This window comes from Leuconostoc fallax (assembly GCF_004354645.1).
In the GTDB taxonomy this organism is placed as follows: Bacteria; Bacillota; Bacilli; order Lactobacillales; family Lactobacillaceae; genus Leuconostoc_B; species Leuconostoc_B fallax.
This window is the reverse complement of sequence record NZ_PUFI01000014.1, coordinates 217,606-242,921: the sequence shown is the minus strand read 5'-3', so window position 1 is coordinate 242,921 and position 25,316 is coordinate 217,606. Positions and strand designations below refer to the sequence as shown.

At 37.5% G+C, this 25,316-nt stretch carries 22 protein-coding genes; 7 read left to right on the top strand and 15 right to left on the bottom strand.

Translation table 11 applies throughout. The features are described from left to right. Positions 1 to 21: 21 nt before the first annotated feature. Positions 22 to 801 carry an isoprenyl transferase gene (locus C5L23_RS05500; RefSeq protein ID WP_133264409.1) on the bottom strand — a complete coding sequence of 260 codons (780 nt, stop codon included), beginning with the start codon at positions 799 to 801 and terminating at the stop codon, positions 22 to 24. A gap of 99 nt (positions 802 to 900) precedes the next feature. Beyond that, complete coding sequence (gene glmS, locus C5L23_RS05495; RefSeq protein ID WP_010007701.1) at positions 901 to 2,706, bottom strand: glutamine--fructose-6-phosphate transaminase (isomerizing); 1,806 nt, start codon at positions 2,704 to 2,706, stop codon at positions 901 to 903. A 205-nt stretch (positions 2,707 to 2,911) separates the two neighbouring features. On the opposite strand from glmS, the gene ade reads away from it, so the two are divergent. Both ade and C5L23_RS05485 read left to right on the top strand, forming a co-directional pair. Beyond that, the gene (gene ade, locus C5L23_RS05490) at positions 2,912 to 4,573 is read left to right on the top strand and encodes an adenine deaminase (RefSeq protein ID WP_010007703.1); all 1,662 of its coding nucleotides are present in this window, start codon (positions 2,912 to 2,914) and stop codon (positions 4,571 to 4,573) included. 1 nt (position 4,574) lies between these two features. Continuing rightward, positions 4,575 to 5,099 carry a hypothetical protein gene (locus C5L23_RS05485; protein WP_010007705.1) on the top strand — a complete coding sequence of 175 codons (525 nt, stop codon included), beginning with the start codon at positions 4,575 to 4,577 and terminating at the stop codon, positions 5,097 to 5,099. A 32-nt stretch (positions 5,100 to 5,131) separates the two neighbouring features. Here the strand turns inward: C5L23_RS05485 and mgtE are convergent, their stop codons facing one another. Genes mgtE through C5L23_RS05465 form a run of 4 tightly spaced genes read right to left on the bottom strand, consistent with a single transcriptional unit; the run spans position 5,132 to position 8,831 of the window. Continuing rightward, positions 5,132 to 6,499, bottom strand: coding sequence for a magnesium transporter (mgtE, locus tag C5L23_RS05480; protein ID WP_010007706.1), 1,368 nt, complete (start codon positions 6,497 to 6,499; stop codon positions 5,132 to 5,134). 19 nt (positions 6,500 to 6,518) lie between these two features. Continuing rightward, positions 6,519 to 7,424, bottom strand: coding sequence for an RluA family pseudouridine synthase (locus C5L23_RS05475; protein ID WP_010007707.1), 906 nt, complete (start codon positions 7,422 to 7,424; stop codon positions 6,519 to 6,521). 11 nt (positions 7,425 to 7,435) lie between these two features. Then, positions 7,436 to 8,230: an NAD kinase gene (locus C5L23_RS05470; RefSeq protein ID WP_010007708.1), complete on the bottom strand. Its 795-nt coding sequence runs from the start codon at positions 8,228 to 8,230 to the stop codon at positions 7,436 to 7,438. Positions 8,231 to 8,252: 22 nt separating this feature from the next. Beyond that, the gene (locus tag C5L23_RS05465; RefSeq protein ID WP_010007711.1) at positions 8,253 to 8,831 is read right to left on the bottom strand and encodes a GTP pyrophosphokinase; all 579 of its coding nucleotides are present in this window, start codon (positions 8,829 to 8,831) and stop codon (positions 8,253 to 8,255) included. Positions 8,832 to 9,000: 169 nt separating this feature from the next. On the opposite strand from C5L23_RS05465, the gene C5L23_RS05460 reads away from it, so the two are divergent. After that, positions 9,001 to 9,618, top strand: a complete 618-nt coding sequence (locus C5L23_RS05460; RefSeq protein ID WP_010007713.1) for a DsbA family protein — start codon at positions 9,001 to 9,003, stop codon at positions 9,616 to 9,618. 46 nt (positions 9,619 to 9,664) lie between these two features. Here the strand turns inward: C5L23_RS05460 and C5L23_RS05455 are convergent, their stop codons facing one another. Genes C5L23_RS05455 through rnz form a run of 3 tightly spaced genes read right to left on the bottom strand, consistent with a single transcriptional unit; the run spans position 9,665 to position 13,162 of the window. Further along, on the bottom strand, positions 9,665 to 10,192 hold the full coding sequence (locus C5L23_RS05455) for an adenine phosphoribosyltransferase (protein WP_010007714.1): 528 nt from the start codon (positions 10,190 to 10,192) through the stop codon (positions 9,665 to 9,667). Positions 10,193 to 10,242: 50 nt separating this feature from the next. Next, a complete protein-coding gene (gene recJ / locus C5L23_RS05450) occupies positions 10,243 to 12,219 on the bottom strand; it encodes a single-stranded-DNA-specific exonuclease RecJ (protein WP_010007717.1) in 1,977 nt (658 codons plus the stop codon). Next, a complete protein-coding gene (gene rnz, locus C5L23_RS05445) occupies positions 12,206 to 13,162 on the bottom strand; it encodes a ribonuclease Z (protein ID WP_010007718.1) in 957 nt (318 codons plus the stop codon). Before rnz ends, recJ begins: the two co-directional genes overlap by 14 nt. 340 nt (positions 13,163 to 13,502) lie before the next feature. On the opposite strand from rnz, the gene rpsO reads away from it, so the two are divergent. The 4 genes from rpsO to C5L23_RS05425 all read left to right on the top strand — a co-directional run bounded on the left by rpsO (position 13,503) and on the right by C5L23_RS05425 (position 16,181). Continuing rightward, positions 13,503 to 13,772, top strand: a complete 270-nt coding sequence (gene rpsO / locus C5L23_RS05440; RefSeq protein ID WP_010007719.1) for a 30S ribosomal protein S15 — start codon at positions 13,503 to 13,505, stop codon at positions 13,770 to 13,772. Positions 13,773 to 13,820: 48 nt separating this feature from the next. Continuing rightward, a complete protein-coding gene (gene rpsT, locus C5L23_RS05435) occupies positions 13,821 to 14,072 on the top strand; it encodes a 30S ribosomal protein S20 (RefSeq protein ID WP_010007720.1) in 252 nt (83 codons plus the stop codon). A gap of 24 nt (positions 14,073 to 14,096) precedes the next feature. Next, positions 14,097 to 14,270: a 50S ribosomal protein L32 gene (rpmF, locus tag C5L23_RS05430; protein ID WP_010007721.1), complete on the top strand. Its 174-nt coding sequence runs from the start codon at positions 14,097 to 14,099 to the stop codon at positions 14,268 to 14,270. Positions 14,271 to 14,489: 219 nt separating this feature from the next. Further along, the gene (locus C5L23_RS05425) at positions 14,490 to 16,181 is read left to right on the top strand and encodes an NFACT RNA binding domain-containing protein (protein WP_133264408.1); all 1,692 of its coding nucleotides are present in this window, start codon (positions 14,490 to 14,492) and stop codon (positions 16,179 to 16,181) included. Between the two features lie 39 nt (positions 16,182 to 16,220). On the opposite strand, the gene argF is transcribed toward C5L23_RS05425, so the two are convergent. The 6 genes from argF to ileS all read right to left on the bottom strand — a co-directional run bounded on the left by argF (position 16,221) and on the right by ileS (position 25,118). Next, a complete protein-coding gene (argF, locus tag C5L23_RS05420; RefSeq protein ID WP_133264407.1) occupies positions 16,221 to 17,237 on the bottom strand; it encodes an ornithine carbamoyltransferase in 1,017 nt (338 codons plus the stop codon). Continuing rightward, a complete protein-coding gene (argH, locus tag C5L23_RS05415) occupies positions 17,234 to 18,622 on the bottom strand; it encodes an argininosuccinate lyase (RefSeq protein ID WP_010007723.1) in 1,389 nt (462 codons plus the stop codon). Before argH ends, argF begins: the two co-directional genes overlap by 4 nt. After that, positions 18,622 to 19,851 (bottom strand): argininosuccinate synthase, encoded by a 1,230-nt coding sequence (locus C5L23_RS05410; RefSeq protein ID WP_029508646.1) that lies wholly within the window; start codon positions 19,849 to 19,851, stop codon positions 18,622 to 18,624. Before C5L23_RS05410 ends, argH begins: the two co-directional genes overlap by 1 nt. 205 nt (positions 19,852 to 20,056) lie before the next feature. Continuing rightward, a complete protein-coding gene (locus C5L23_RS05405) occupies positions 20,057 to 21,532 on the bottom strand; it encodes an ABC transporter substrate-binding protein/permease (RefSeq protein ID WP_133264406.1) in 1,476 nt (491 codons plus the stop codon). A gap of 167 nt (positions 21,533 to 21,699) precedes the next feature. Continuing rightward, on the bottom strand, positions 21,700 to 22,269 hold the full coding sequence (locus C5L23_RS05400; RefSeq protein WP_010007731.1) for a hypothetical protein: 570 nt from the start codon (positions 22,267 to 22,269) through the stop codon (positions 21,700 to 21,702). 56 nt (positions 22,270 to 22,325) lie between these two features. After that, the gene (ileS, locus tag C5L23_RS05395) at positions 22,326 to 25,118 is read right to left on the bottom strand and encodes an isoleucine--tRNA ligase (RefSeq protein WP_010007733.1); all 2,793 of its coding nucleotides are present in this window, start codon (positions 25,116 to 25,118) and stop codon (positions 22,326 to 22,328) included. Positions 25,119 to 25,316: the final 198 nt, after the last annotated feature.

Below are 25,316 nucleotides of genomic sequence, written 5' to 3'. Positions count from 1 at the left end.
TCATACTGCCCTCTGTCTCTATTATTTTTTCAAGCCACCAAATCGACGATCGCGTTTGGTATAAGCCAAAACCGCTGTTTTTAAATCATCATCAGTAAAATCTGGCCAAAACTTATCAGTAAAATATAATTCAGAATACGCTAACTGATAAGGCATAAAATTACTTGTACGTAATTCACCAGATGTTCGAATCATCAAATCAGGCATTGCATATTCTCCCAATTGATGTGTCGCTAACACTGATTCAATCGCCTGCTTATCAATGTCCTCAACTGCTAATTGCCCGCTTTGAACTAAAGTTGCAATTTGTCTGGTCGCATTAACAATCTCTTGTTGACCACCATAATTTAAAGCAAAGTTCAAAACCATCGATTGGCACTCGCGCGTTAATGTAATCGCCCGACGTACTGCTTTTTGTGTATTACTTGGTAGAGCATCTATGTCTCCCATTACTTCAACACGGACATCATTCTTTACCAAATCAGGAACAAAATCATTAAAAAAATCAATAGGCAGCTGCATTAAAAAGCTGACTTCATCCGTTGGACGTAACCAATTCTCAGTTGAAAAAGCGTAAAGCGTTAAAACTTTAACACCTAATTTTTGTGCAGCAATTGCAATACGTTTTACTGTATTCATACCTGCTTTATGCCCTGCAACACGGGGCATAAAGCGTTTTTTCGCCCATCTACCATTACCATCCATAATGACAGCAATGTGATTGGGAATTTTGAGCGCGACACTGTCCGTATCACTATTTGAATTAAAAAGCGCCAAAACGCTTTCCTCCTTAATGGCCATTTTTACACAATTATCTAATCTATTTTACCAAATAAACAGATGAACAACAAAAAAATGTAATAAGAGACCACACTCCTATTACATTTTCTAACTTAATGTTTATTGCACTGTTACTGATTTGGCCAAATTTCTTGGACGATCAACATCCAAGCCGCGTGCCAAAGTAGAATAATAAGCAATCAGCTGCGCAGGTATCACACTCAATACCGGTGCCAATAATTCGTTTACATCAGGTAGTACATAATCGTCACCTGGTCTAGACAAGCTTTGCGTTGCCAAAACAATAGCGTTAGCGCCACGTGCCTTAGTTTCTTCGATATTACCACGTACTAGTCCAGCCGTTTTACTTTGCGTAATCAGACCAAATACCGGTGTTGCATCTTCAATTAGTGAAATTGTACCGTGTTTCAACTCACCAGCAGCGAAACCTTCTGTTTGCACATAAGAAATCTCTTTTAACTTTAATGCAGCTTCCATTGCAACGGCAGCATCCAATCCACGGCCAATATAGAATGCTGAACGTTGGCCATCTAATGCTTCTTCAGCAATTGTCTTGAAAATTTCCTTATCATCAATAATTGTTTGCATATCAATGGCAAGTTTAGCTAACTCTTCTTTCAAATCTAAACCAGAATTTTCAACGGCATGTGCCAAAATGACTTGTACAATAATTTGCGCAGTATAAGCTTTAGTTGAAGCTACTGCAATTTCAGGACCAGCCAACAACGGTAAAGCAAAGTCTGCTTCACGTGTTAACGTTGAGTTCATAACATTAGCAATCGTTAATGTAGGGAATTGTTGCGCCTTAATATTTTGTAATACCTCACGTGAATCGGCTGTTTCTCCAGATTGACTCAAGAAGATAAAGAACGGATTCTCGCTAAGTAATGGCTGATCATAAGCAAATTCAGAAGCAATATGTACTTCTGTTGGTGTATGTGTCCACTGTTCAAAATAACGCTTACCAACCAAACCCGCATGATATGAAGTACCAGCTGCTACAATGTACAAACGATCCGCCCGTTTGATTTGACTAATAATATCGGCATCAATATTAATAATCTGTCCAGCTTCATCGAAATAATGTTGGGCCAATGTATGCGCTACAATGGCCTGTTCATCAATTTCTTTTAGCATATAGTAAGGATAAACGCCTTTATCCGTTGCAGATTCATCAATATCTAAATGATATGGTGCACGCACAATGGTTTCACCAGCTTCATTTAACAATGTAACTTTATCTTTAGATACAATAGCAACTTCACCATCAATTAATTCAATGAAGTCATGGGTAATATCCAAAACAGCAGTTGCATCACTAGTGACAACATTTGTCCCCTCTGAAACACCGATGAGTAATGGACTTTTACGTTTTGCAGCATACATAATACCAGGTTCTTGACGATCCATTAGCAAAAAGCCATAAGCCGAATTGCCATCTAATTTGCTAATCATCATACGCAAAGCTTCAAGTGCATTTAGTTGGTTGTCCTTGGCAAATTTGTCGATTAATTGCACGGCAACTTCAGTATCAGTCTGAGATTGTAATGTAACACCTTGTAAGTATGTGTCACGTAGTGCTTCATAATTTTCAATGACGCCGTTGTGCACAAGATAGAAACGGCCATCTTCACTTTTATGGGGATGCGCATTTTCAACAGTAACACCACCATGTGTTGCCCATCGTGTATGTGCAATACCTGATGTACCATGAATCTCTACTTTACTGGTCTCTTCTTCTAATGCAGATACACGTCCCTTTGCCTTGATAAGATAATCTTTTGATTCACTGTAATTGACATAGACACCAGCTGAATCATAGCCACGATACTCTAGCTTTTCTAACCCTTTTAATAAAATTGGTAATACTTCGCTTACACTTGTAGCGCCAACAATTCCACACATATATTGATACCTCGTTTTTAATTGGTATGTTATTTTAAAATCTAACAATGCCTATTGTATAAGACAAATAACATGATGTCAAAATAAAAAATCTAAATTGGTATAGACATCATGCTAAATATTCAAAGCCATTATTGCTATAAATTAATGTTCTGAATTATCAGAATCATGATAAACTAAAAAAAACAAAAGGAAGCAATAATTCATGACACAAACTGTTGATTTGCATATCATCAACGCCAAAGTATTAGATGTTTTCAATTTAAAATTTGATGATACTGAACTGTGGATTAATGATGGCAAAATCTTTTACCGTGGTGCTAATTTAACTTATAAAGCAAAAGCAACTTTTGATGCTAATCATCAATATATTATCCCCGGTCTTATCGATGCGCATCTGCACATTGAAAGTTCTTTATTGGCACCAAGTGAATTTGGAAAGTTAGTCCTTAAAAAAGGTGTAACACGTATCTTTGCTGATCCGCATGAAATCGCTAGTGTTGCTGGTATTTCAGGCATACAGTACATGTTAGAAGACGCACGTCAATCACCACTACATATTCATTATATGTTACCTTCCTCAGTACCTGCCACGCCATTTGAACATGCAGGTGCCACATTAAATGCTGCTGCTTTAAAACCTTTTTATAGTGTACCTGAAGTGAATGGTTTGGCTGAAGTTATGGATTTTCCTGCTGTCTTTAATCAAGATGAAGATATGCATCAAAAAATCAACGATGCCTTGGCTGCTAATAAGCATGTCGATGGTCATGCTGCTGGCTTGAGCCGCGAACAGTTAGCCACATATCGACAATATGGTATTGATACTGATCATGAAAGCGAAAATGCTGCCCAAGCGCTTGATAGAGTGAATGCTGGATTTAGTGTCTTTGTTCGTGAAGGTACCGTTGAACGTGATGAAGCTGCTATTTTACCAGCCATTAACGTAGCTAATCAACAATTTTTCTCATTTGCTACAGATGACAAATCAGCAACCGACCTCGAACATGAAGGTTCTATTGATTACAGCGTTAATTTAGCACTCCAAAAGGGACTTGATCCTGCTATTGTATTTACTATGGCAAGTTTTAATGCCGCTAAAGCGCATCACATCAAAAATGTTGGCGCCTTAACAGATGGTTATGTTGCAGATTTAGTGTTATTTAACGATATTAAGCATTTTGAAGCAAAGAAGGTCATGGTTGACGGTCACTGGCTCAACCATGATCATGATTCAACTGTTACAACAATTGCTAACCAAGCACTCAACTTTAAATTATCATTATCGGATTTATCTTTACCATTACAGGCTGATCGTCCAGCACATGTTATCAGTATTATGCCCCATCACATTACAACGGAGCATTTGATCACGAACGTCCCTGTCGAAAACGGTTATTTCATCCCCAATGCCACTTATGCCAAAGTTGTCGTAGCGGAACGATATCACCAACTAGGTTACGGTATCGGTATTATTAAAGGTCTTAACATTCAAAGTGGTGCCATTGCCTCAACAATTGCCCATGATTCGCACAATTTGATTATTGCCGGTTGTGATGACGAAGCCATGATCATTGCAGCAAATACACTGCGAGAAATTGGTGGCGGTTTGGTTGTTGTAGACGCACAGCATCAAGTCACAACATTGCCATTACCAATTGGTGGCTTAATGTCAGATCAACCTTATCAAAAAGCAATTAAGACTAACCAACAGTTATTAGCTGCCTTTTCAACGCTATCTGATATTGATTTTGATCCATTCTTAACATTATCTTTCATGGCATTACCTGTTATTCCTAGTCTAAAAATTACTGATCAAGGTCTATTCGATTTTGATAAATTCCAATTCATTAACATACAGGACTAATATGCGACTATTAAAAATTTCAAGCCAATCTTTGTTGCCGATTTTAATTGGACAACAACAACAATTCAAAACACACAATAATACTGATTATCGTGGCGAATTAATGTTAGCAGCTGATCATCAACAACAGCTTAATCTGCCCAATGAAGTAGCCTTAGCTATTGTCAATTTAATAGATGTCACACCCATAGCAGATCAATTTGAATATAAAATTGAATTTGTATCACTCATTCATCCAATCAGTACAACACAAACAACAGCTATTGATGATCAACGCATACATCGTGAACCTTATAATTGGTTTGGTCCGCAGGCATTAGTTATTGAAAAGAAAATGCAGGACTTCATTAACAATTATGATGGCCCCTTATCTGAGAATGGTGGTATCCCTAGAGCGTTTATACCAGATAATATAGCTGAGCCCATTATCTTATCTGATAAGTACTGGCACGATTATGCTACTTTTGTCTATGATCCTGATGGTAGCTTTGCGCAACAAATTCAGCCTATTTTTAAAATTGAATAAACAAAAAAGTGTTGGTTTTAGACCAACACTTTTTATTTACCTATAAAATGCGAAATGAATAATTGTGCGACTGAGAAATAAATTAAAACCGACGTCAAATCAGATAGTGTAGTAATAAACGGTCCACTGGCAACTGCTGGATCTAAACCTAAACGATCCATTGCAACTGGAATTAAATAGCCGGCCAAATTTGCTACCATAATAGCGATCATCATAGCTAACCCAACTGCTAATCCTAATTCCATGTTGTGTTTCCAAAAGGTCACAATTAAAAATACAGCTAATCCAGTGACAACACCAACCACCACACCTGTTAGCATTTCACTCAAAAAGGTTTTGACTGGTGTTTTAGTATTACCAATCGCAATACGTCGAACGGCTAACGCCAGTGCTTGTGTACCAGCATTTCCAGCCGTTCCTGTAATCAGAGAAATAAAGACAGCTAAGATTGAAGCTTTCTGAACTAATCCATCAAAATGATTAATGAGCGTTGCTGTAGACATACCCAAAATCAGCAATGCCACCAACCAAGGAATTCGTTTAATCGCTGATTGCCAAAAAGAATCATCCACTTGAGAAACGTTAACCGCAGCCAATCCAGAATAATCTTCGACCGCTTCTTCACCAATAACATCCAAAATATCATCAACTGTGATAACACCTAATAAGTGTTCATCATCATCAGTTACAGGAATGGACACAAAATTATAATCAGCAACAATTTGAGCAACATCTTCCTGATCATCCCCCGCTTTCACACTAATGACACGCGGATTAGTAATTTCAGAAACGCGTAATTTATCAGGATGCGTTAGCAAGTCACGTAAAGAAATCACCCCAACTAATCTTGCTTGATTATCTAATACATAAACATAACTAATCGATTCTGCTTCGTTGGCATGCCTCTTAACAAGTTGCATCACATCGCCAACCAATAGCTCTTCTTCAACTGCCATATACTCCGTTGACATCAAAGAACCGGCAGTTTGTTCCTCATAGTCAATTAAGTTACGCACACCTTCAGCTTCTTTTTTCGGCATTAAACTCAGGTACGTGGCAAGTTGACGTGAAGATAGTTGTTGCAATAAATCGACCTCGTTATCGGCGTACATGCTCCGCAATACTTGAACGGCCTTTTGTGGTGGCATTTCTAAAAGTAATGCAATTGTTTCATCATCATTACTGTCTAAGTTATCAAAGGCCATCGCCAATAATTCAATATCTAATAAGCGCCATGCAACAGACCTTAAATGGTCAGGTAATCCTGCGTAGGCTTGACCCATTTCATATTCATGTAAGGCTTCAAAACTATCTTTAAAAGTTTCATCCTGCCCTGAATGTAATAGATCAGAAAGATGTTGAATAGCCACTTCTAATTGTTGATTTTGTTCTTCTGCCATTACCTCTCCAATACATGATTTATGATTTTTGAATATTTAACGCCGTCAAATCATCGGGTAGCCCTGTTTCGAATTCTCGATATTGTTCAACGAATGGATCATAAAAACGCATATGATATGCATGTAACGCTTGGCGTTGAATATTATGGACCAATGGCCCACCATATAAATCATCACCGACTAAAGGATGCCCAATATTTGAAAAATGTACACGAATTTGATGTGTACGACCAGTGTGTAATTGCACTTTAACTCTGGTCATTGGATGAGGCGTATCCGCACCAATCACGTCCTCCACCCAATATTCTGTTAATGATGGTTTCCCATCTTCGCGTACTTCTCTTTTAATGAAATCACCATCCATACGACCAATCGGTGCATTAATTTCACCATGATTTTGTTCCAAAATACCACTAGGATAAGCTACATAGAACTTCTCCACTTCATGGCGTTGTAACTGGTCATCTAAAACAGCATGTGCAAAACGATGTTTTGCCAACAAAACCAAGCCACTAGTATCACGATCCAAGCGTGTCACAACGTGTGGTACCAAATCTTCTGCTTCAATTTCTTCTAGGTGGCCTTTCACTTGATTAACAAGCGTATGCAAACGATCTGCATGTCCCGGAACTGTTGTGACACCAAAAGGTTTGTTAACAATGAGCCAATGTTCATTTTCAAAAATAATATCCATTGGTCGATAATCTGGTACCACCAAGTCATTACTTTCTTCAACAGGCATAATGATTGTTACGCTATCACCCTGCTTTAAAAAATCAGAGGTATAGACTGGCTTTTCATTCACCAAAATAGCACCGCCATGATGTTTCATTCGGCTAAACATTCGATGGGAAACCCCATGCCCTTGTAAAAATGTCCGTACCTTACGTAATTCTTCTCCTTGATATGTCCAAGTAAATTTCACAATTTTCTCCGTTATTCTATATCATTAATAAATGAATTATGTACACGTCGCCAGAAATTAACATGACGATATTCTGCAAAGTGTACTCTTTGTTCTGCAACTTTAAAGCGTACGCGTTTCACATGATTTGTCGCTATCATCCCTTGATCAAACATCAAAGCAAAATTTGAGTGAGCTGGTTCTATGATAATTTCTTCGCCTTTAGGTACAATTAAAGGTGAACCAAGGGTTCGAAAAACACGATTATTCAGCGATGAAATCTCCGACATTTGAATAGCCGAAAGATTAGGATGTAACACTGCCCCACCATTAGACTTATTATAAGCCGTTGAGCCTGTTGGTGTTGATACAGAGACACCATCACCTCGAAAACGCTCAAATAACTCGCCGCCTAAATAAATATCGGCAACGAGTGTTCCCATGGGTTGTTTGACCACTGCTTCATTTAAAGCCAAGTGTTCTTGTCGCTTGCCATTGTCATATTCAACAGTTAATGATAATAAAGGATAATCTACACTTTGTCCATTATCATGCACTAACGCTGCTACTAACGCTGGAATTTCATCACTTAACCAGTCAGTATAAAATCCTAAATGGCCAGTATGCAAACCAACAAATCGGATGGTATGGATTTGATTAATATAATGACGAAAGGCACCAAGTAGCGTCCCATCACCGCCTACTGATATCACCACATCGGGCGTTTTGTTATCTAATGCAATACCATGCTGACGTAACGCTAAGGCTAATTCATCAGCAACTTTATGACTGATGGGACCATCATTTTGATAGATTCCTATACGCATAGTGTATATTCCCCATTTGAATTTATTCTAACGAACGGATTTCAGATAATTCTTGATCAAGTGCAAATGTCATTTCAGATAATCCTGTTAATCGCTGTGCAATATCGTCTGACAATTCTTCGCCGTGTTTATAACGTAAATCGTGTTCAACGGTTGCCCAAAAGTTCATTGCCATGGTTCTCACTTGAATTTCAGCTAAAATTGTTTTCTCACCATTATACATTTGTACAGGATATTCGATTACAATATGATAAGAACGATAGCCTGATGGCTTAGCATTTGTGACATAATCTCGTTCTTCTAAAATCTTGAAATCTGTTCTTTGCCGTAAGATGTCCACAACTTGGTAGATATCTTCAACATATTTTGTCATAATACGTAGACCTGCAATATCTTGTAAGTCTAAAGCTAACCGCTCTTCTTTCAAATGACGGCGAATAATTTTTTCCTCTATGGACGCTTTTGATTTGACACGTCCTGTGACAAATTCTATTGGCGAATCTTCACCATCCATTTCATATTGCGCGCGTAGCCCTCTTAATTTAATTTTTAATTCTTTAACCGTTTGCTGATATGGCACAAAAAAAGTGTTCCAATTCATTCTGACACCCCCTATGAGTGTGTTAAAAGTTTTTCATACTTCATTATTTTAACACGAAACATATTCATCTGAGACTTATTCATCGACAACTTATCATGAAGGCGTTACAATTTATATGGTAAAAATCATCATATCAAATATTTATATATAAGTATTAGGAGAAATCACTATGTTAGACGTCTATCACTTTGATCAATTATTAACAAAGCAGTGCTTAGAACTAGAGAAGTACTTGCAATATCTCATCGACAGTAATCAGCGCGTTATGCACTTGCGTTTTGTTCCTGTCATTGACGAGCAATTCTTGTCATTTTCTAAACATGAACAAATCAAAATGGCACAACAACCACCTGTTAATCGTCAGCAACTTGCTTATCGACTAGCCCTTGATTTTAAAGCAGCACAGCTAGAAGGTAATAAAAAGGCACGCCATTTTTTGATGCACATGCAAGAAGCATTAGTAGCAAAACACAAAGATTACAGTGAAGATTTAGTTCAAGAGGTTGCTGAATTTTTGGATATGGATACAGATGATTTCCTTCATAACAGAATGGATATCGATACAATTAATGCCTTAATTGCTGAACAATCTTATGTCAAAGATAATATTGCACATACAACACCTAGTATTTTAATTGAGAACTATCGTCAAAATCTGGCTGAATGTTTTAGAAATTGTACTTTACAAGATCTAAAAGCTTTATTTGAACCCGATGCGCAAACACCACCAACCAACCTACCAGCTGCGCACACAATTTTCTCTAAAAAGTCACCAAAACTTGTTTAACAATCTCACATAAAAAGACGTACCGGATATCCGATACGTCTTTTTATTAGTATGTCATTAATGACAAGAATGGTACTTCGCCACTTGACATAATCTTGTCACGACCATTTAGATCGTTCAATTCAATAATAAATGCAACGCCAGCAACTATACCACCTAATTTTTCAATAATTTCGCGTGTCGCATTAATTGTCCCACCTGTTGCGAGAAGATCGTCAACGATCAAAACACGTTGGCCTGGTTGAATAGCATCCTCATGAATTTCCAAAACGTTAACGCCGCCATATTCTAATTCATAAGTTGATTGAATGGCTTTACGCGGTAATTTACCACCCTTACGAGCAGGGACAAAACCAATACCCATAGTATAAGCTAAAGGTGAGCCAACAATGAATCCTCTCGATTCAGGACCTGCAATTAAATCAACATTTAAATCCTTAGCAAAATCAGCAATAGCATTAATGGCCTGCCGATAAGCCACGCCATCTCCCATTAACGGTGAAATGTCTCTAAAACTAATACCAGGTTCTGGATAGTTTTTCACAGTTGCAATGTAATTATGTAAGTCTACCATTTATCATTTAATCCTTTATAAGTACACGTTTTATTTAAAAATGACACACGCTATTTTACTTTATTAAAATAGCGTAAATAAGTTGTGGATTGTGATAATGCTTTTTGTGGTGCATTTTCAATAATTTTGACGAAGCCATTATCGATTTTAACAAATCCCAACTCCAAAAACACTTGTACAACAACTTTCAAATCACTTACTGAAGCACCAAGTTGCGACGCGACATCAGGTAAATGGTGCGCAAAATTTAAACTTTGATGTTGCATGATATATTTATAAGTCATTGCAAAACGTTGTTTAACCGTTATGTCATCGTTTGAAGCCACATGTTTAATATCCAGCATCATCAATTGCAATGTTTGCCGACCACGGAAGTAATTTGTACCAATTGTTGCCACAAACGAAATATTAGTGGACTGTGTTACAACTGGTACCCAATCCGGATGGTTGAAACCAACAGCCTCGACATCAGATTGCAAATTAGCTAAGGATAATTTAACATGCTGTTTCAAGTTACCCATCGTCGTCGCGTTCATAATTTTAGGTTCTTCAAATACAAAAACAGGGCGTTGATTATCTGTGCCAAATGGTTCCAACAAGGTCAGTGATTCATACGTACTATTATTAATCGTATCAGACGGTAATAATAAATTAACTTCAATTGGTTTAGTCACTAAGGTAATTGTACTATTTTTAGCCTTGATTTTTTCACGTAATGTTGCCAAAGATGTTACAGACAACGATAACCCAATGGCACTGGCATGACCGCCAAATGTAGTATACGTATCTCGAAATAGCGCCATAAACTGATATAGGTCAAATGCACCATATGATCGTCCAGACCCTTTTAATATATCATCTTTTTGACTGAGGATAATCGTCGGCTTCTTTGTTAATTCCACAATACGACTTGCAACAATGCCTAAAATACCTTCATGCCAATTTTCACCACTTAATAACAATATCTTATCATTCTGATATTGTGGTGATAATGCTAAAGATTTAGCTTCTGAAAAAACTTTTTCAACGACTTCTTGCCGTTGCTTATTAATCGCTTCAACTTCTTTAGCTAAAGCTTTTGACTCATCTAGATCTTGACTTAATAGCAAATCGAGCCCTAATGAAGCGTCTCCCATACGGCCAACTGCATTCAATCGTGGTGCTATTTTAAAAGACACCGTTTCTGAAATGACGGGTTGGTTTTTGGCCTGCCCAGCGTTTTTCAAAAGATATTGAATACCCGGCCTTGGACTATCGTTCATTTGCTTGAGTCCCAATGACACCAAAACACGATTTTCATCAGTTAACGAAACCATATCAGCAATTTCACCCATAGCCACTAAATCAAGCATTTCCGTGGGTAATTGGCTGATATCTGTTATTGCTTCCCCATCGCTTAATAACGCTTGTGCAACTTTAAAAGCAACACCAACGCCTGACAAATCATTAAAAGGGTAGTGCCCTTCAGGATGTCTGGGATGCACAATAGCGTACGCCTCAGGCAATGTTGGTGCAAGCTCATGATGATCGGTAATAATGACATCAACACCTAACGCTTTAGCGCAATTAACAGCATCATAACCAGTCACGCCATTATCAACTGTGACGATAAGTTGCGCACCATCTTGAATTAATTTTTGATAAACGGCTTTATTAGGACCGTAGCCGTCATTAAATCGATTAGGAATATAATAGGAAACATCCGCACCCAAGATAGCCAAGGCCTCATACATCACAGCTGTACTGGTTAAGCCATCTAAATCATAATCACCATAGATAACGATTTTTTCGCCACCAAATGCTGCATCTTGTAACCGTTCTACTGCCTTATCCATATCATGTAACAGCATTGGATCGTGTAATTGTTCAATACTAGGCGACAAATATTGATATGCGCTCTCGGCATCTGTATAGCCCTTCTGCGCCACAATAGTTGCTGTAAGCCGACTAATATCCAACCGTGATGCTAATTCATCTACAACCTTTGGATTAGGTTTTGGTAAAATTTTCCAATTATTTTGTGTCATTGCCTACCTTCTTAAATGGAATTTCAATAATATCAAAATCACGTACGACGCGTGTATTTGGAAAGACATCACGTACATCGTGGATCAATTGATTAACTTGTGGCCCAATATAGCGTGCTGACAGATGGGTTAAGAGTAACGTGCCAACATGAGATTGAATCGCCGTCTTAGCAGCATTTAAACTCGTAGAGTGTCCGTGAGCCTTGGCCATTTTATTTTCTTCTGGACTACTACCGTAAGTACTTTCATGTACTAACACGTCTGCATTATGCGCTAACTGCAGACTATTATCGTTTGGCCGTGTATCCAAAATAAAGGTAATAATTCGACCCTTTTGTGCCTGACCAATAAAGTCTTGGCCATTAATTATCCTGCCATCTGGTAATGTGACTTGCTTGCCAGCCTTCAATTGACCATAAATGGGACCAGCCGGAATATGTGCTGCTTGTAATTTATCAACTTGCAATTCACCAGGATGGTCTTTTTCCGTCACTCGATATCCCCATGTTTCAATACGATGTTTCAAAGGTAGGGCTTCAACGGTAAATGTATCATCATCAAAAATAATACCGCTCGTCGTCTCAACATAATGAACTGGATAGGTTAATCGTGTCTCCGACACACGTAAAGCAGTCTTCACAAAATCTTGAACACCCTTTGGTCCGTAGATTGTTAAAGGTTCATTTCTATTAGCACCTTGAAAAGAGCGTGAACTCAAGAATCCAGGCAAACCAAAAATATGATCACCATGTAAATGAGAAATAAATATTTTTTCAACTTTTCGGGGCCGTAGCGTTGTTTTCAAAATTTGATGTTGTGTTGCTTCACCGACATCAAACAACCATACCGCATTTCTCTCCTCTAGTAGACGAAGTGCAATACTTGTAACGTTACGAAATTTTGATGGTTGTCCTGAACCAGTTCCTAAGAATTCAAGTTGCATAAGTATATTTCCTAAATTAGTCTTCATTATATAATGTACGTTCAAAACAAACTCTACGTACTAACTTTTAACTATCCAATTTTATCACACTTTGTCATTGTTGTTTGACATGTTTCGCCATCATTTCAAATTGAAATGAACACCATTATAGCCTTAAGCGATTGAACTGATTCCCGCCATACTAGCATTTTCCCTAAAAAAAGCACTTAAACTTTACTTTTATTTTATATTCTGTATAATTAAATTTGTTGTATCAACAACTCGACCATTCTCTGCGATTGACGTCTCACCTGTCGTCTTTCTCGGATTATGGCGACAAATTAGAAAGGTGGTTAATGATATGGCCCTTACACAAGAACGTAAGAACGAGATCATTAAGGAATATGCTCGCCACGAAGGCGATACGGGTTCAGTTGAAGTACAAGTTGCAGTTTTGACTGCCGACATCAACGAATTAAATACTCATATGGGTATTCACAAACATGATTTCCACTCACAACGTGGTTTGATGAAGAAGATTGGTCACCGTCGTAACTTATTGCGTTACCTCCGTAACACAGATGTTCCGCGTTACCGTGAACTAATCCAACGCCTCGGTTTGCGTCGTTAATCAACAGATTAACTTTAAACCCGTATTAAATTTAAGGAGAAAAGACATATGCCTGTTATTGAATCAGCAATTCAACGCGTCCGTCTAACAAAGAAGCAACATGACCGCAATGAACCTCAACTCAGTGCTTATCGTACAGCTGTTAAAAAGTTTGAAAAAGCTGTAAATGACAATGCTGATAATCTAGAAGAAGTACACAAAGCAGCCATTTCAGCTATTGATCGTGCTTACTCAAAAGGTTTGATCAAGAAGAACAAGGCTAACCGTGACAAGTCACGTTTGGCAAAATACGTTAAGTAATTTAAACGAAAGGAGGTGTGCTTTATGGCTACCCCATCTAACAAGAATTCTAAGTCACACAAGCGCAATCGTCGCGGTCATATTGGTTTGAATGTTCCAAGTATTGTTTTGGATCAAACGACCGGTGAATACCGTGTTTCTCACCGCGTATCACCTTCTGGTGTTTACAACGGGAAACAAGTTGTTGACAAGAAGTAATAAATGATTTCTGGCCTGTTCATATCGAACAGGTTTTTTTATTCAATTAAATTATCTTAAGATACTTTTCATTTATCATAAAGTACATAACTTATAGTGGAGAATCCATGATTAAATATGTTACGCTCTATTAGTATCATGACATATATAAAGCGCATAAATATATTATCGTCGCTAATACATCAACATTAACTAAAATAACAAAAGGAAGTCTCTATAATGCCATTAGACGGTCTCTTTACGCATGCCCTCGTTCATGAATTAAATGAACTGATTGTAGGCGGTCGAATTACAAAAGTACACCAACCCTATCCTAATGAAATTGTTCTTGTTGTCCGTAACAACAGTACAAATTACCCGCTCCTATTAAGTGCTCACCCTACTTATGCCCGTGCGCAAATTTCTTTCATCCCTTACGAAAACCCACAGGTTGCGCCTAATTTTGTCATGTTTTTACGCCGATATTTAGAAGGCGCTAAAATACAAAGTATTGAACAAATTGATAATGATCGTATTATTAACTTTTTCGTTAATACTCGTGACGAATTAGGAGATATTCAATCTGTACGCCTCACCTTAGAAATGATGGGACGCCACTCCAATCTCTTTCTTGTTCGCCAACAAGATCAACGTATCCTTGATTTAATCAAGCACGTTCCTGCCGATCAAAACCGTGTTCGTTCATTAATGCCAGGCGCAACATACACTTTACCACCACAACAAAATCTAATTAATCCCTTTACAAGTTTAGATAAATTAGCACCACTTGTTCTTGATAACCCTTCTGAAGACTGGGCAAAAGTCATTCAGTCTACTTATCAGGGATTTAGCAAAGAAAGTGCTCAATCTCTGGCATTAGCATTAAAAAATGCCACGAATACCATGCAACAAGCCAAAGATTGGTTATCAGGATTTGAAAACCTATCACCAACACTAGGTATTAAATCGGATCAATCATTGAGCTTTTCCGCTTTTAATTGGCCTAATACTTACCGTAGTCAACAGTCTTATCAAAGTTTAGGTGAACTACTCGATGCCTATTATATTGGTAAAGCCGAACGAGAAAGAGTGAATCAGCAAGCCGGTACACTTATTCGCATTATTAAGAATGAATTGAAAAAAAATAAAAATAAGAAAAAGAAATTAAATCAAACATTGGCCGATGCGGATAATGCTAATCAACTCAAAGTAATGGGCGATTTGCTCATTACTTACCCTCATCTTGTGTCAAAAGGAATGAAAAAAGTTGCTATCGAGAATTATTATGATAATAATCAGCTTTTGACAATTCCTTTAGATGAGAAACTTGATGGTCTTAAAAATGCCGAAAAATATTTTAATCGTTATCGCAAATTAAAAAATGCCGTAGCCTATGTTGATGAACAACTCGTGCTAACAGATAAAGAAATTGATTATTTCGAAACTATTTTATCCCAATTGGATGTTGCCTCTCCAAAAGATATTGACGACATCCGTCAAGAATTAATTGGTGAAGGTTATATTCGACAAAATAAGCGTAAAAAGCAAAAGCCAAAAATATCTAAACCAGATCGTTTTATGAGTACTGATGGTGCTTTAATTGAAGTTGGTAAAAATAACCTACAAAATGAACGATTGTCTTTAAAACAAGCTAATCGACGCGATATTTGGCTACATGTTCAAAAAATACCTGGATCGCATGTCATTATTCATGACGATAATCCAAGCGATAAAACATTAATGGAAGCGGCACAACTCGCAGCTTATTTCAGTAAAGCACGCGAGTCAGCTAATGTGCCTGTTGATTACTTACCTGCTGGGAAGCTCAGAAAGCCCAATGGCGCTAAGCCTGGTTTTGTTATTTTTGAAGGGCAACAGACATTATATGTGACACCATCGGCTGATTTACCTCAACAGCTTAAAATAAAATAATCATATTAAAAAGCCACCACACGTCCGTATGGTGGCTTTTTAAATTTGGTTTGGAATAAATAAGTTCCCTAAAGTTGCAGCCATTACAGCCTTAATTGTATGCAAGCGATTCTCTGCCTGTTGAAACTGATAAGCATACGGTGCATGAAAAACTTCATCTGTAATTTCCATCTCTGAAACACCATATTTAGCATAAATATCTTGTGCCATCTGTGTTTTTAAATCATGAAAAGCAGGTAAATCATGTAATACAATGGTATTTGAATTCGCTGTTTTTTTAACTAAGGCTTGATTAATTTGGTAAGGAGAAAGCAAACGAATCCGTTCGGCAAAACTTTCTTCTTCACCCATCGAAGCCCATACATCTGTATACAAAATATCAGCTCCATTGACCCCTTGATCTACATCATCTGTAATCATTAAGTCAGCACCTGAAATTTGTGCCTTTGACTCTGCAATAGCTTGAATGTCAGTGCTTGGTTGTAGTGCTTTTGGTGCAACAATATGCACATTGACGCCTAGAATAGCCCCCGTCACTAGTAACGAATTGGCAACGTTATTACGGCCATCACCCAAATAAGCTAAAGTTAACCCTTCAATTTTACCAAAATGCTCTTTAATTGTTAAGAAATCAGCCAACATTTGCGTCGGATGCCACTCATCTGTCAACCCATTCCACACAGGAACACCAGAATATTCTGCTAATCCATCTACTGTATTTTGACTAAAACCACGGTATTCAATGGCATCATACATACTACCTAAAACTTTAGCCGTATCAAATAGTGACTCTTTCTTGCCGAATTGAATATCATTTTTACCTAAGTATTCTGGATGCGCACCCAAATCATTTGCTGCGACTGTAAAAGCAGAACGTGTTCTAGTTGATGTTTTTTCAAATAAGAGTGCAATGTTTTTCCCTAATAAATAAGGGTGTGGTATGTTTTGCTGTTTAAGCGATTTTAGATGGGCAGCAAAATCAATTAAATACATTAATTCATTTGTACTAAAATCAATTTCTTTTAAAAAACTTTTACCTTGAAAATGTGATGTCATAGTGTCCGCTCCTGCAAGATATTTAATGCACGTTGAACTTCATTTTGTACATTAGAAGGCGCTGTACCACCTAATGAGACACGACGATCAACAGCTACTTTAGCGTCCAACACCTGATAAATATCTTCATCGATAACACTGGCAGCTTGTTGTAGTACTTCAAGGGACATATCCTGTAATGCTGTGTTCTGTTGAATGCCTTGTAGAACCAATTGGCCAACAATTGCATGCGCCTCACGGAATGGTATACCTTTAGTTGCTAAGTAATCAGCTAACTCAGTTGCATTGGAAAAATCATGTGTTGTACTTTCAAGCATTCGTTCTTCATGAACTGTTAAACCGTTTAGCATCCCCGTAAAGATTTTGATAGATGCCAATACAGTATCCATAACATCAAAGACCTGCTCTTTATCCTCTTGCATATCCTTGTTGTAAGCAAGTGGTAGTGCTTTCATGGTTGTCAGCAACGCCATGAGTGACCCAAAAGTTCTTCCCGTTTTACCTCTGACCAACTCTGCAAAGTCTGCATTTTTCTTTTGTGGCATAATTGATGATCCAGTAGAAAAGTCATCTGAGATTTCAATATAGTTGAATTCGTAGGTTGACCATAAGATCATTTCTTCAGCCATTCGTGACAAATGCATCATTAATATTGATGAATTACTGAGAAATTCCAAAGCAAAATCACGATCTGATACTGCATCTAAAGAATTGTGATAAATTTGATTAAATCCAAGCTGTTCAGCAACGAAAGCACGATCAATAGGAAATGTTGTACCGGCTAAAGCTGCAGCGCCTAAAGGTAATATATTCGTATGTTTTTGATTAAATTCGAAACGTTCATAATCACGTTGGAACATCTCAAAATAGGCTAACAGATAGTGTCCATAAGTTATAGGTTGGGCATGCTGTAAATGTGTATATCCTGACATAACCGTATGACTATACTTATCAGCTAATTGAACAAGTTCATGCTGTAACTCATCTAAGGCATCTAAAACACGAGGCAGACGGTGCTTCACCCACAAATGAAAATCTGTTGCGACTTGATCATTTCGAGAACGTGCAGTATGCAATTTACCAGCAACTGACCCAATTTTTTCTGTTAGCAGCGCTTCAATATTCATATGAATGTCTTCATTTTTAACATCAAATGTTAACTGTCCATTCAACAAATCTTGTTGTAGTAGCTCCAAGCCTTCAGTAATCTTTTGAGCTTCATCTGCTGTAATAATTTGTTGCTTACCTAACATTTTAACGTGTGCCAGAGAACCTTCAATATCTTCTGCTGCCATTTTTTGATCAAAATGAATGCTAGCGCCAAATTCATCAACCCATTCTGCTGCTTTGGCGGTAAAACGTCCGCCCCATAGTTTATCTGACATTAAATCTCCGCTTTCATCTTTTTCTTTTGAGAATGTACATGATTGACTTGTTCATATACTGTATTGCCTAACGTCCATAGCTTAATGAAGCCAACGGCTGCTGCTTGATCAAATGAACTAGAAGATGTATATGTTGCCAAATCTTCATCATACAAAGAGTTTGTTGCTGATTGACGTGCCACTGCAATCGCATTTCCCTTGAACAACTTCATCTTTACAATACCATTCACTGTACTCTGAGTAGCATCAATAAAGGCCATTAATGAATCGAATAATGGTGAAACCCACTTAGCTTCATAGGTTAGGTTAGCGAGTTGTTGCTCAACAATTGGCTTAAAATGTGCCACATCACTTTCGAGCGTCAAATCTTCCAAATCTTTGTGCGCTGTCATCAAAACTGCTGCTGCCGGCGCCTCATAAATTTCACGTGACTTAATCCCAACAAGACGATTCTCAATATGATCGATACGACCAATACCATGTTCACCGGCAATTTCATTAACCTTAATAATTAAGTCAGATAGTGGCATTTCAACACCATCCAAAGCAACGGGAATACCTTTTGCAAATGTAATATCAATAAATTCAGCTTCGTTAGGTGTATGCTCGATAGCCTTTGTTAGTGCATAAGCATCTTCTGGTGCCTGATGCCATGGATTTTCTAGAATCCCAGCTTCATTAGCACGTCCCCATAAATTTTCATCAATAGAGTATGGTGAATCTAAGTCAATAGGCACTGGCACATCATGTGCATGAGCGTACTCAATCTCTTCTTCACGTGACCATTGGAAATCACGAATTGGTGCTTCAATTTTCATATCTGGATCTAATGCATGAATTGCGGCCTCGAATCGCACTTGATCATTACCATGTCCTGTAGAACCGTGTGCAATTGTCGTTGCTTCATTTTCATGTGCAATATCGACCAACTTCTTAATAATGAGCGGACGAGACAATGCCGATACCATAGGATATTCACCTTCATAAAGCATATTAGCTTTAATCACTGGCGCAACATATTGATCTGCAAATTCCAACTTGGCATCGATAACAATAGATTGAATCGCCCCAACCGTCAATGCCTTTTCTTGAATCATCTGCATGTCCTTACCATGTTGACCAACATCTAAGACAACAGCGATAACGTCATATCCTTTTTCTTTTAACCACGGAATAGCAACCGAAGTATCTAATCCACCTGAATAAGCTAAAACTAATTTCTCTGTCATAATATTTAATCGCATTTCTGTCAAAAGATCAGATATACGTTTCCTCCTGTTTGTTTTGTATATTATTACTTTAACGCTTTTGTTTTATTTATACAACACAATTCTCTGTTTATACACCAAAACGATGAATATCATCATTTTTATTCAATTTTATACAAAAAAAGGCATAATACTGATGTATTATGCCTTTTACAATATATGTTTCTTATCGACTACTACGTGCCATTCTTTTTTCAGCAAATCCTAATGCTCGACTAATACTAAACGTCAAAACAAAGTAAATAACTGATGTAATTAACAGTGGGAAAAATGGCTTAAATGATGCGCCTTGAATAACGCCTGTTTGGAACATCAACTCACCTACACCAATCACTGAGACTACTGAACCTTCCTTAATAACTGTCACGAACTCATTACCCAACGCTGGTAATATATTTTTAACAGCCTGTGGCAAAATAACATAGCGCATTGTTTTACCATTAGACAAACCAAGTGATCGTGCCGCTTCCATTTGACCGGCACTAACAGAATTAATACCTGAACGAATAATTTCCGTCACATAGGCTGCTGAGTTAAGTCCCATGGCTAACGCTCCGGCAGCAAACGCACTCAAATTAAGACCAATAACCTGTGTTCCGAAAAATACCATGAATGCCTGAACCAAGAGCGGCGTACCTCTGACATATTCAACATAAATATTCGCGATAGCCTTTAAGATGAAAGCACGTGACAACTTCATCAAGGCAAGTACTGTACCCAAACCAACACCAACAATCACCGCAATCGCAGCTAAGGCTAATGTGTACAATGTTCCTTTAATAAATAAATTACCGTACTTTGCCCAAAAAGAATCATTGGCAAACATTAACTTGTTGGCTTCTTTTTGGAATTTTTCAAACTTATTAGTGTTCTTAATATCGTCTATTGTTGCATTGATTTTTGCTTGTAATGCTGGGGAATTCTTTGGCATTGCAACAGCCATACTACCTTCGGAAGAAGATGGCTTTGGATAAATCAATTTAAATGCCTTATTCTGTTGCGCATAAGCTTCACCAATGGGACTTGCTAGAACAACACCGTTAACCTTACCTGCTGACAACTGTGATACAAGATCAGGTACTTTCTGTAGGCTAACAACTTTAGAATTTGGTATATCATTTTTGGCAAAAGTTTCTTGTGTAGTTTGACGTTGAGCCCCAATTTTTTGACCATCGAACGAATTGATATTATTTGTAAACTTCTTTTCGTTTTTCTTCATAATCAATACAGTTTGCTTTGAAGAAAGATAAGGCTTTGAGAAATCTACAACTTTTTGACGTTCTGGTGTATCAACAATACCTGAAATAATAATATCAATTTTTCCAGTTTGTAGCGCACCAATTAACCCGTCAAAGCCCATTTCTTTAATGACCAATTTAACGCCTAAATCTTTAGCAATCTGCTGAGCCATGGATACATCAAACCCAACAATCTTATCTTGGCCATTAACGGTCGAATGAAATTCGAAAGGTGCATAATCAGCTGATAGTCCAACAACTAATGTGCCCTTTTTTTGTATTTTTTCTAGTGCAGGATCTGTTTCTTGCGCACTTGCAACTGGTGCTGTCGCCATTAATAATGGGATTAACAACCCTAATGTTGCTAAAATCACACCAATTTTTTTAAATAATTTATTTCCCATATGTATTCTCCTAAGATGCGAATATTAAATATAATTAAACATAATTTATCATACCTAGCTATAAATATTTATTCAAGCTTATTTTACCTTTATACATCTCATTACTGCATATTATTTCTTTTACGCATAAAAAGGCGTTTATTAAAATAAACGTCTTTTAGTCCACTTTATTGATTCATGACAGGTAATGTACTATTAATGAATTGTGCCGTTACATCTTGCCAGTTGACCTCTGATAATTGCTGACTATACTGTGTTAATCTTACAAGACGCCAATCATAAACTTGATTATCATTAAACTCATCAATATATGGCTCAAATTGTCCATTAGTTTGTAAAATGAGGTATCCAGCAAAGGCTTCAACAAACTCTTCAGATGTTACAACTAAGCGTTCTAAATTACCATCAATAAAGAAAGCAACAGCCAACTGTTCCCCATGCCATGCACTCTCAAAAGCCCATTTCAAACTAATCCAGTCAGAAATCGTAATGCCTAAATTCAACAAATAATCTGCCGATAATCTAATATGAATCGGGTGCTTTGTTGAAGCAACCTGACTTCCCTTTTGATCAAGTTGCTCTGAAAATAGTAAACTTAATTTTTCAAGTATTGATACAGAAGCAGCTGTCTTTTCATGACACACCGCTTTATACTCATCAATGCGCATTGGCACTGTTTCAAGTACAGTATGTGTATCTAAATCCGTTAATGTTCTAATTTTTTCAATATTATTCATATGTGTATTGTACCATGGTTCAAATCGAAAAAAGCAGCTCTACGAGCCGCTCTTCTTTATTCGAATCCTTCCTCCAAAGCTTCTGGATAGAATTCACGTATAATTTCAGCTTCATGCTTTGATAATTCAGGAAACGCTGGATCAGCGCCCAAATCTTCGTGATACATACGATCACGTGGTGATACTGCACCTTTAGCATGTGCCACATTAATTAAGAAGCCATCATAATCTGTCGCATTTTCAGCTTGGTTAGCTGGATAAACATGTAATTGTGATGTCATCAAAATTAAGCGAACATCTGCATTTAGAGAATTTAATAACGCTTCTTGTTCATCAGTTACAAACAGTGTCAACGCTGCCTCAGAATTTTTCCCAATTAATTCATTAACACGTGCTTGCTCTAGCGCCTTGTTTACACTATCGCGTAATTTCATAAACTGATGCCAACGTGCTAATAGTTCTTCAGCACCAGTTAAGTTCTCCACCTCAGGCATATCTGCTAGATATGCAAAAGCCTCATTTTCATGTGGCAAATATTCCCAAACCTCTTCTGCCGTATGTGGCAAAATTGGTAAGAGTAACTTGACCAAATCAAGCAAAGTCTTATAGAATACGGTCTGCATTGAACGACGTACATGTCCTGTTGGTGCTTCAACATAAACAACATCTTTAGCAATATCAAGATAAAATGCTGATAAATCAACATTAATAAAGTTAATCAAGCGATTAAATACCGCTTTAAATTGATAAGTATCGTAGGCTTGTCGCACATCTTTAACCAATTCGTTAAGTAACGTATAAAAATACTGGTCATGAGCTGCCAAGTCATCATAAGCGACACTATCTGTCTCTGGATTGAAATCTGTTGTATTTGCAAGTAAGAATCGCAAAGTATTTCTTATCTTTCGATAACTCTCAGAAACTTGCTTTAAAATATCATTTGAAACTGGCATATCAGCTGACGTATCAACTGTTACCGTCCACAATCGTAATATTTCAATTCCCATCTTATCTGCAACTTCTAATGGTGAAATAGTATTTCCCAATGACTTAGACATTTTATTGCCGTTTTGGTCCATCGTAAATCCTTGAGAAATAACATTCTTATAAGGTGCCACACCATTAACTGCTACTGAAGTAATCAACGAAGAATTAAACCAACCACGATACTGATCAGAACCTTCCAAATAAACATCAGCGGGATAATCTAACTCTGAACGTGTATTTAAGACACCATTCCATGAAGATCCAGAATCAAACCAAACATCCATGATATCTTCTTCCTTGGTAAATTCACCATTTGGAGAATGTTCATTGGTATATCCTTCTGGGAGCAACTCTTGAGCTGAGTGCTCAAACCAATAGTTTGAACCGTGTTTTTCGAATAGCTGGGCAATATGTTCAATAATATCACGATCTAAAATTGCCGTACCATCTTCTGCATAAAAAATTGGCAATGGTACGCCCCAAACACGCTGGCGTGAAATAACCCAATCACCCCGATCGCGAATCATATTGTAGAGACGTTTCTTACCCCATTCAGGATAAAAATTAACTTGATCAATTTGATCTAGAATGTCTTGGCGGAACTGATCAACTGATGCAAACCATTGTGGTACCGCTCGCCAAATAATAGGTTTCTTGGTACGCCAGTCAAATGGATATGAATGTGTTATTTTTTCTGTTGCCATCCACAAATTAGCACGCTTTAATTTATCAATCACAATATCAACAACATCATCATAGAACTTGCCTTCTAAGTCAGGACCAGCTTCTGAAGTCATAAAGCCTTTAGCATCAACTGTAACATCTGCTGGTAGACCATATGCTTTACCAACATTATAATCATCCTCACCAAATCCAGGTGCCGTATGCACTAATCCAGTTCCAGAATCCAATGTAACATGATCAGCATTCATCACTAATTCTTCAACATTTTGATCCCATGGATGTTGTGCTGTAATGCGATCTAATTCTTTACCTAAATGTGTTGCGACAACTTCATAATCATTCCAGCCAAAACGTTCAGCACTTTCAGCTAACAATCCAGCCGCCACAACAAACTTTCGATCATCATTGGCTGGTTGAACTACTGCATACTCAAAGTCTGGTCCCAGTGTGATACCACGTGATGCTGTGATTGTAAATGGTGTCGTTGTCCATACAATGAGATAGGTATTATTATCTAAAATACCTTTACCATCTTTAACACGGTTGGCATAAAATAAAGAAGTTGACTCAATATCATGATACTCGATTTCAGCTTCAGCCAAAGCTGATTCAGATGACCATGACCAATAAACAGGCTTAGCACCTTTGAAAATATAGCCTTTATCTGCCATATCACCGAAAACACGAATTTGCGCTGCTTCAAACTCTGGTTGCAATGTAATATAAGGCTTATCCCAATCAGCCAGTACACCCAAGCGCTTAAAGTCTTGCCTTTGCTTCTTCACTTGTTCCAGAGCAAAGTCACGAGCCAAATTTCGCCAAGCATACTTTGGCATTGATTTGCGATCGTGCCCTGCTTTAGTTAATTGCTGTTCAATAGGCAACCCGTGCGTATCCCATCCTGGAACATAGGGAGCATAAAAGCCTGTCATATTTTTATAGCGAACAATAATATCTTTAGAAATTTTATTTAAAGCATGACCTAAATGAATATTTCCATTGGCATAAGGTGGTCCATCATGTAAATTAAAATGAGGTTTCGTCTCATTTTGAGTTAATCTTTCATGATATAAATCATTCGCATACCACTTAGCTTGACGTTCGGGTTCTGTTTTTGGCAATGAGCCTCGCATTGGAAATTTAGTTTTTCCCAAATTCAATGTATCTTTATATTTCATATCAATCTCCTATATTTATCGCTTTAAAATCACAAAAACGTCCCATGCTGTTAAAAAATTTAACAACATGGGACGTCTTTAAACGCGGTACCACCCACTTTTGATAGAAACAATATCATTGATATAACGCCCTATGGCTATTCTATCCTTATACAGTTTTAACGATCTGCACCGGAAAAATTTACTTAAATTTCAAAA